The 7758-nt window shown below is 61.2% G+C and carries 4 protein-coding genes and 3 pseudogenes; 4 read left to right on the top strand and 3 right to left on the bottom strand.

The window, feature by feature from the left end:
* Nucleotides 1-52: 52 nt before the first annotated feature.
* On the bottom strand, nt 53-814 hold the full coding sequence (locus OKC30_RS18895) for a PilW family protein (RefSeq protein ID WP_270666855.1): 762 nt from the start codon (nt 812-814) through the stop codon (nt 53-55).
* Nucleotides 814-1377, bottom strand: a pseudogene (locus OKC30_RS18900) (type IV pilus modification PilV family protein). The gene OKC30_RS18895 and the pseudogene OKC30_RS18900 overlap by 1 nt, the downstream one beginning before the upstream one ends.
* A gap of 120 nt (nt 1378-1497) precedes the next feature.
* On the opposite strand from OKC30_RS18900, the gene OKC30_RS18905 reads away from it, so the two are divergent.
* The gene (locus OKC30_RS18905) at nt 1498-2412 is read left to right on the top strand and encodes a 1-aminocyclopropane-1-carboxylate deaminase/D-cysteine desulfhydrase (protein ID WP_160839336.1); all 915 of its coding nucleotides are present in this window, start codon (nt 1498-1500) and stop codon (nt 2410-2412) included.
* On the opposite strand, the gene OKC30_RS18910 is transcribed toward OKC30_RS18905, so the two are convergent.
* Nucleotides 2409-4328, bottom strand: a complete 1920-nt coding sequence (locus OKC30_RS18910) for an EAL domain-containing protein (protein ID WP_010672614.1) — start codon at nt 4326-4328, stop codon at nt 2409-2411. The genes OKC30_RS18905 and OKC30_RS18910 overlap by 4 nt on opposite strands.
* Nucleotides 4329-5063: 735 nt before the next feature.
* On the opposite strand from OKC30_RS18910, the gene OKC30_RS18915 reads away from it, so the two are divergent.
* The 3 genes and pseudogenes from OKC30_RS18915 to OKC30_RS18925 all read left to right on the top strand — a co-directional run.
* Entirely contained in the window at nt 5064-5402 is a 339-nt protein-coding gene (locus OKC30_RS18915; protein WP_270665393.1) for a hypothetical protein, read from the top strand.
* 210 nt (nt 5403-5612) lie between these two features.
* A pseudogene (locus tag OKC30_RS18920) lies at nt 5613-6596 on the top strand (EAL domain-containing protein); the annotation flags it as partial.
* A 151-nt stretch (nt 6597-6747) separates the two neighbouring features.
* Nucleotides 6748-7680: pseudogene (locus OKC30_RS18925) on the top strand (calcium:proton antiporter); the annotation flags it as partial.
* Nucleotides 7681-7758: the final 78 nt, after the last annotated feature.

Genomic DNA, 7758 nt, shown 5'->3' on the forward strand with positions numbered 1-7758 from the left:
CCGATGTGGAGCGGGTGATGTCACTTTGTAGCCGAGATTGGATAAAACTGACCTAATGTTTAATCCGATTGGTATAATAGGCGGCGGGACGAATATGCTCCGCCATCAACCGGGTGGTCTCGCTGCTGCTCAGGGTGTCGTCGAGGGACTTGGCCATGCGCCAGAGGTTGCCCCCTCTCACACAATAGAGCACCTGCTGGTTCGCAAAATAGATGCGCTGGCCCGGGGAGTCCTTGGCGAGCGCACCAGCCAGGGTCAGCGGCACGGCCCCGGAGACGGGAGTTCCTACCTCGGTCACTCTGGCAGTGCAACGCCCCTGCACACACCCCTTGTCCAGCGTGATGGTACTGCCAGAGGTCGTGTCAGGCAGCGGATAGATGATGGCCGTATCTTCCTTTGCCGGCATGGTGACAGGCTCGACGATGCGAAGCACGGTGCTGCTAGCCGTCTCCAGGTAGCGGCTAGCGGTAGCGATGGGCCAGAACCGCAGACAGGCCCCCTGCTCCTGGGCACCGCCCCCTGCGTCCTCGACCCGCACCGAACCGGGGACCGCGTCGCGCACCTCGCGATTGAGCCGCTCCAGGGCGAAACGGGCATCGCTCATCAGTTGCTCGCGGCGGCTGGCATCCCCGTAAATCTGGGTGCCGATGCCGATAAACTGGCTGGAGAAGGTCGCCATCACCCCGAGCAGCAGGATCACCATCACCAGCTCCACCAGGGTGAAGCCCCCCTCACGCCCGGGTCGGACGCGGTCACGGGCGAGTCTGGCACATGGGTGTTCCCACGCGGCATCACGGGAATGTGGCTTGCCCATCAGTAGTTCCCCCGATAGAGGCCGAAGACCAGCTCGCTCCCGTCCGGCAGGCGCACGGTCAGGGTGATGCGCTTGCCGATGGACTCGGCCCCCGGCCCACTGCTACCAAACAGGGTATCCGGGGTGACGGCGATCCTGATCTGATAGTGGCGATACTCCTGGTCACTGACACCCTCGGCATCCGTCTAGGTAAACTGGTTGGCGTCCACCCAGTGACCCCAGGTGTCGAAATCGTCCACGTCGTTGAAGGCATAGGGGCGGGTCTCGCCCCCCTCCGGGCCGTAGTCGGCGACCGAGGTGCAGGGGGGATAGACCACGGGAGGCGTGCCGGCGGTCTCACCGCAGCGAAAACGGCCGCCATTGTGATCCGAGTGCTCATCGAAGGATTTTTGCAGTACCTCGCTTAAGATCCGCTGGGCCAGCTGGGCGGCGCGTACCTGCTGCACCGGATCCACCGCCTGGGGTGCCTGATTGATAAGCAGCCCCAGGACGCCGGTCAGGGCGATGGCCAGCAGGATCCCGACCTGATGGCTGGAGGGAGAACGCCTGAACAGTGACTTCATCTGGATCTTCACCTGGCCGCGTAAAAAGGACTAAACCTTAACATAAACAGGCTATTAGCCTCCAACTTTATGACAAATGACGCATCGACGGCCACGCTGGCACCCACGGGAGACGATCCCATGGCGCCCCTTCAGCTCCCCTCCCCCCTGCACCGGATCCGGCATCCTCTGCTGGCAGCCCATGACGTCACGCTCTGGTGCAAGCGGGACGATCTGATCCACCCGACCCTCTCCGGCAACAAGTGGCGAAAGCTAAAATACCATCTGCAACAGGCACAGACGCTGGGCAAGGGCCACATCCTCTCCTTTGGCGGCGCCTACTCCAATCACATTCACGCCCTGGCCGCAGCAGGACTCAGACTGGGACTGCGCACCAGGGGCATCATACGCGGTGAAGGGGATACCGTCAGCAATCCCACCCTGAAAGCGGCGAAAGGCTGGGGCATGGATCTCGTTTTTGTCGACCGGCAGGACTATCGCCGGCGCCAGGATCCCGAATGGCTTGCCCGGTTCGAGGATGACGACACCCTGCTGGTACCGGAAGGAGGCAGCAGCCCGCTGGCCATCCCCGGAGTGGCCGAGCTTGTCGACGAGGTGCCCTTCTCGCCGGATCTCTGGGTGCTGCCCTGCGCCAGCGGCGGCACCCTGGCGGGGCTCATCGCGGGCAAGCGGGCGCAGGAGCAGATCCTGGCCATCGCGGTGCTCAAGGGGGCCGACTTCATCACCGGCGAGGTATGCCGGTTGCATCCGGCAGCGGCCACTACTCCGGGCTGGCGCATTGCGCTGGATCACCACGACGGCGGCTATGCCAGGTTCAGTCCGGCACTCTGGCAATGGGTGCAGGCATTCAGTGCAGAAACCGGCTTGCCGCTGGAACCCATCTACAGTGGCAAGGCGATGTGGGGGCTGTTTCGCGAACTGGCGGCAGGCCGCATTGCGCGCGGCAGCAAGATCATCTTCATCCACACCGGTGGCTTGCAGGGGCTGGCGGGCCTGCAGGAGCAGGGCCGCCTGTCACCCCGGCCGGGACGCTAGTCAGGCAGGTTGAGGGGCTCGGGGTCGGCAAACCAGGGACCTTGACCGGCATGCACGCCCAGGTGTCGCAGCATCTTCCACTCGTCGCCACTCTCCACCCCCACCGCGATGACCCGGGCCTGGGTATTGGCACAGCCCCCCACCAGACTGCGTACCGCCATCTGGTTGACCTGGCGCAGGTGGATCTCCCGCACCAGGCTGGGGTGCAGCTTGAGGAAGTGGATCTCGAACTCCTTGATGTACTGGGTGCTCACCACGTCCTGGCCCGCGTGATCGATGGCAAGCCTGCACCCCAGCATGCGCATCGCCCGAAGCGGCCGCTTGAGGGCCTCGTAGTGGCGGGTCACCTGAGACTCCGACAACTGCAGGATCAACCCCTCGTTGGTACTGCGCGGCAACTGGAACAGCTCGAAGAAGAGCTCGCGCTGGAACTCGCGGGTGAGCAGGTTCTGGGCGCACAGAGAGAGGCTGATGGGGCAGCTCGATGCCGGTCGCTGGCGCAGCAGTCGCAAGGCTCGGGCCACCACCAGCCTGTCCAGCGGCAGCAGCAGACCGGCCTTCTCCGCCATGGGCATAAAGACCCCCGCCTGCAGCTCCCGGCCCTGTTCGTCGTGAAGGCGGATGAGCAGCTCCTGCTGCAACACCACCTGATCCCGCTCCTGCTGCACAGGCTGGACGTAGAAGTCGATGCCCTGCTCCTCGATGCGACGGCTGATCAGGGTGCGCCAGCGCACCGTTCCCTTGCTGCTCGCCTCCTCGTTGAGGGATTTCTCGAACAGGAACCAGCCGCTGTGTCCTTGCAGACGCGCGCTCTTGAGCGCCAGCTCCGCCTCTTCCTGCACCTTGAGCAGGGAATCCTGTGCCTGATAGCAGACCGCACCGAGATAGACGGCGGTGTCGGCATTGACCGCTTCGGGCCAGTGCAGCCGCTGCAGACTCTTGAGCAACTGGCTGGCGCCGTCCACCATCTCGCTCTCTGACATGTTCGGCAGCAGCACGGCAAAGACCTGACCGGCATAGCGCGCCTGCAGGGCTCCGCTGTGCTTGCGCACGAAGGCGGCGATGGTGGCGCTCGCCTCCATCAGGAGTTCCTGGCTCGGGCGCCCGCTCAGCTCGGGATCCAGCTCTTCCAGACCGGCCAGCTCGATCAGCAACACGCCGCCGCTGATCACGCTTGCCTCCATGATGGCGCTCTCCAGCCGGTTGTCGAAGAAGAGGCGGTTGCCGATGCCCGTCGTCTTGTCGACGAAGGCGTTGCTGCGGATGAAGTTGTCGAAGCGGCTGCGCTCCTTGCGGGCGTCGGCCAGCTCGGTCAGCAGATGGGTGAGGGCCTGACTGGCCGAGACAGGCCACTCCTCGGCAGGGTCATGGGCCAGCTTGGTCAGCTTGCCATCCAGGATCAGCTGGGCACGCTCCGCCAGCAGCTCGGCACCGCGCAACTGCTGACGGAGCCAGCGGATGGAGTACCAGAGCCCGAACACCACGATGAAGATACCCAGAGAGATGCCGAACATCGCCTTCATGGAGTACTCGAACTCCTTGAACGGCCTGTCCAGCTTGAAGTCGGCCCGCATCCCGGCCTGATTGGGGATCGCCTCGCTGTAGGCGATCAGCAGGCTCTCGTCCGTCTGCTGCTGCACATCGCGAAACCAGTAGACCCGCTGCTTGTCCTGACGGATCTCCAGCTCCACCACATGGGAGGCCCGCAACAGGGAGGGCAGCCAGCGGGCAAGGGCTTGCTGGTCATCGGTCACCCCGAGCTGCTTGTCGATGATCTCCACCAGGGAGTCGACCCGGTTCTGCTGCAGCTCCATTCCCATCTGGCGGAAACTGAAGACCCCGCCGAGCATCACCATGGCCATGGCCGAGATCACGCACAGCGTAATAAAAGAGACGAGTTGAGTGGTCAGTTTCATGTGCCTTTCCGTAGCCGACAGCATCCATAGGGCATCATGGTATCAGCCCAGACCAAACGCCGCCTATGGATGAAGATCCCGCTTCTGCAAATAAGCGGGCGGATGCGTCATGCGGCGCCGTTGCGCGGGCCGCAAAAGAGGCATCAAGGGAGAGAACGAGGGGACACAGGCTGAGGAGCGGACAGAAAAATGGTCCCACAACGGGGACCAAAAGAAACACTCATATCAAAACTAACACTCTGTGCTACTGACAAAAATAGATACAGGAGTATTGAACACACGGTGAGTCAAACCGCACCGTTACTTTAGCCACTTCAGATAAGCTGGACAATTGTCATTTATGACAGGTCAGCGATTGAATCTTGTTCAGGTGTGTAGCCATATCCTTTATTTATCAATTAATTATCATTTTTGTTCCAAGTGTGACCAACTTGGCTCAAATCGATGCAGCTAATGCTATGATGCTTGAGCCTCAATCGGGTTGTTTCATTTCAGGGAAGAAGGGTGCCCACCATGTCTGCACGATCTCCGTTATGAATTCCTCTGGGCCTCTTCTGTTTGCCCCCGCTGCTGATGCTGTTGCTCACCCCCCTGTTGAGCGACAAGCTGGCTCACCACCTGTTGCAGACAAAGGAAAGGGCTCTGCTCGACTACCAGTAGGAGCGCAACCAGCTCCTGGATCACGATGTCCCCGCTCAACTCGCCCACTTTGCCTTCGATTGCGGCCCCAAAGACATGGCGCTGCTGCGCTCACCCCAGTATTACAACCGCCATATTCGCCTGGCCGGCCTGCAGCTTGCCAACGGGAGCGGCTGCTCCACCCTGGGCCCCGCCCTGCCCCAGCTTGCCGACGCCGGCATACCGGTCTCCCCCGACTTTCATATTTCCAGCACGGCCCCCATGTTCGATACCGAACGCGAAACCCTGGTCTATGCGAGACGCAACGGCAATCTGGCCTATTGGGTGCTCGACAGCAGCTGGAGCCATGAGCTGCTGCGCACCCCCTGCAACGACTGTTTCTACCTGGAGTTCAACCACAAGCACCCGACCCAGTCCGCAATGCTGTTCAGATAAGCACATTTTTGACTAATTATTCATAAATGCGACTTGAGTTGGGGGAGCAAGGCTGTTTCCAGTCGATGTTCCTTCAGCCTTTATCCAGCGTGGCTTGCAATAGAAAGAGGGAGGCATCATGCCTCCCTCATTTTTTTAGCCCTGATACTACGTGGACTGGAACTCAAATTCTCTTAAGTGAACAGCATTGCGACCCAGTCCGGGCTCTTTTTCCCCCGTGGCAACAAGCACATTCGAGAAGAGGCAAACCCGATGCGGCTGCTCAGTTTCGACCCCCAGCATCAGGTGGAACAGACCCTCTGGGCTGGCGAGGCACTGAAACGCTACGCCCGCTCACAGATACACCGTGATGGCCTCTGGTCGGCCGGGGCGCTGGGGGTGCTGCTGGCGGCCCTCTACTGGGGCCTTAGAAACTACCGGCGATCCCTCAAAGGATTGCTGCAAAGAGGGCTGGCTCGGCGGGAGTTCATCCCCTTCTATCAGCCCATAGTGGACAGCAGAAACCGAAGGGTAGTGGGATTCGAGGCCTTGCTGCGCTGGCAGCGAGGACGGGATCTGGTGTCGCCAGGCACCTTCATCGCCTATGCGGAAGAGCAGGGGCTCATCCTGCCGATGACGGATCAACTGCTGGAGCGCATCCTGGCGGATCTCCCCGTCCTGGCCCCGCATCAGTGGGTCAGCGTCAATCTGGTGGCGGGCCATATCGAGCAACCTCGTCTGCGCACCCAGTTGCAGCGCCATGGCTGGCCCTCGCCGGCCCGCCTCACCTTCGAACTCACCGAGCGGGATCCCATCAAGCACATCCAGGGGGCCATGGCGGAGATCGCAGCTCTGCAGGAGAGGGGCTATCACTTCAAGCTGGATGACTTCGGCACCGGCTATGGCGGCTTTGCTTACCTGCAACGGCTCGGCATTCGCCAGATCAAGATCGACAAGATGTTCGTGGATACCATAGGCACGGACGACCTCAAGCGCAGCGTGCTGGATGCCACCATCGCTTTCGGCCTCAAATCGGGCATGGAGATGATCGCCGAAGGGGTCGAAACCCAGGAGCAGGTGGATTATCTGCATCGCCACGGAGTCCACCTGATCCAGGGCTACGTCTATGCCAAGCCCATGCCCCTGAGCAAACTGAAGATCTGGCTGATGGCATGGCAAGAGGGCGAGACAACCAGCCCCTCCGACCCGCACTGAGGCGGTATCTGCCCCGCCTCTCACCCTTTGCAACAAAATGATGCTCCGCATGAGAAGCATCTCCCCTTATCATGGGTCTGTGCACCTTGGGTGCACCAAGTCGCTCCATACCCCGTCGGCCGAGGCCGCCCCGAGATGAGAACCACTGCCTATGAAGTCTTTTATCCGACAAGAGATTGCTCTGCCTGCCGGTCTGCTGACCCTGCTCTTCTTCAAAACCCTAGGGAGCGACCTGCTGGCAGAGACAACCCCCCTTGCGGTCTACCTGCCGGTGTCGCTGGCCCTGCTTGCCATCGTGACCTGGGCCATCTTCTCAGTCGTGCGTCACTCTGACGCCCTCGCCATCAAGCTCGGGGAACCCTTCGGTACCCTGATCCTGACCCTCTCGGTCATCTCCCTGGAAGTGGTGATGATCTCCTCCGTCATGCTGACCGGCGATCCCAATCCCACCATGGCCCGGGACACCATGTTCGCGGTGGTGATGCTGGTCACCAACGGTCTGGTGGGCTTCACCCTGCTGTTTGGCGGCTGGCGCTATCACACCCAGAACTTCAATCTGGACGGGGTCAAATCCTATCTGGTGGCCATCATTCCTCTGGCACTGCTCTGTCTGGTCCTGCCGAACTTCACCCAGGGCGGCACTCTGGGCAGCCTCTCCAAGGCCATGTCATGGATGCTGATCATCATCTCCATCCTGCTCTATGGTGTCTTCCTGCTGATCCAGACCCGCAGCCACAGCCACTTCTTCGTCGACAGTGATCATGAGGATCTCGAGGATCACCACGGCCCGCTGCAGAGCAACGTCTATCACACCCTCTTGCTGCTCGCCTACCTGGTGGTGGTGATCCTGCTGGCCAAGACCCTGGCCATCCCCATCAACTACGGGGTGCACGTGATGGAAGCCCCGATGGCACTGGGTGGCTTCATCGTCGCCTGTATCGTACTCGCCCCCGAAGCGGTCGGCGCCATCAAGGCGGCCTTCAACAACCAGTTGCAGCGGGCCATGAATCTCTACTTCGGCTCCGTGCTGGCCACCATCGCCCTCACGGTACCCTCCGTGCTCTTCATCGGCTCCCTGATGGGGCCAATGCTGTTCACTTAAGAGAATTTGAGTTCCAGTCCACGTAGTATCAGGGCTAAAAAATGAGGGAGGCATGATGCC

Origin of the sequence: Aeromonas sp. QDB18, from assembly GCF_027705325.1 — a bacterium.
In the GTDB taxonomy this organism is placed as follows: Bacteria; Pseudomonadota; Gammaproteobacteria; order Enterobacterales; family Aeromonadaceae; genus Aeromonas; species Aeromonas caviae.

Excerpts from the sequence above, each read along its gene's own strand:
- OKC30_RS18915 (WP_270665393.1), top strand. The coding sequence starts at position 5,064 with ATGGCGCTGCTGCGCTCACCCCAGTATTACAACCGCCATATTCGCCTG.
- OKC30_RS18910 (WP_010672614.1), bottom strand. The coding sequence starts at position 4,328 with ATGAAACTGACCACTCAACTCGTCTCTTTTATTACGCTGTGCGTGATC.
- OKC30_RS18905 (WP_160839336.1), top strand. The coding sequence starts at position 1,498 with ATGGCGCCCCTTCAGCTCCCCTCCCCCCTGCACCGGATCCGGCATCCT.
- OKC30_RS18895 (WP_270666855.1), bottom strand. The coding sequence starts at position 814 with ATGGGCAAGCCACATTCCCGTGATGCCGCGTGGGAACACCCATGTGCC.